We start from the raw sequence: 464 nt of genomic DNA on the forward strand, positions 1-464 counted from the left end.
GGTACGGTAACGCTGGGCACGGGCGGGGTGCTGAACAGCGGCGTGCTGTCCAACAGCAGTATCCTTGATATCACTGGCGGTACGCTGAACCTCAGCTCGGGCGGAGTATCAACGGCGACCGGCGGTTTAACCGGTGCCGGCACCTTGAACATCAACGGCGGTGACTTGGCGGTCAGTGGTGCCAACAGCGGCTTAAGCGGCCAGACCCTGATTGCGTCGGGCGCGTCGGCAACCCTGAACGGGGCCGGTACGCTGGGCAGCAGTGCCATTAATGTGCTGGGTGATTTAAACCTGAATGGGGCTAATGCGGCACTGGCCAATGTGCTGAGCGGCACGGGCGACATCAATACCAACGCTGCCATCACCCTGACTGGCACGAATAGCTTTAGCGGCGCACACCATATCGGTGCCACAGGGGCATTAACGGTAACGCAGGCCAGTAATCTGGGAGCCTCGACGGCTAC

General features: G+C 61.0%; 1 protein-coding gene. It reads left to right on the forward strand.

Annotated elements, in window-relative coordinates; genetic code table 11:
• Positions 1–464, forward strand: a 464-nt coding sequence (locus tag V2A85_RS24445) for a hypothetical protein (protein ID WP_420072657.1), incomplete at both ends; no start/stop codon positions are given.

Source organism: Yersinia sp. 1252 StPb PI, assembly GCF_048593885.1.
Lineage (GTDB): Bacteria > Pseudomonadota > Gammaproteobacteria > Enterobacterales > Enterobacteriaceae > Yersinia > Yersinia enterocolitica_E.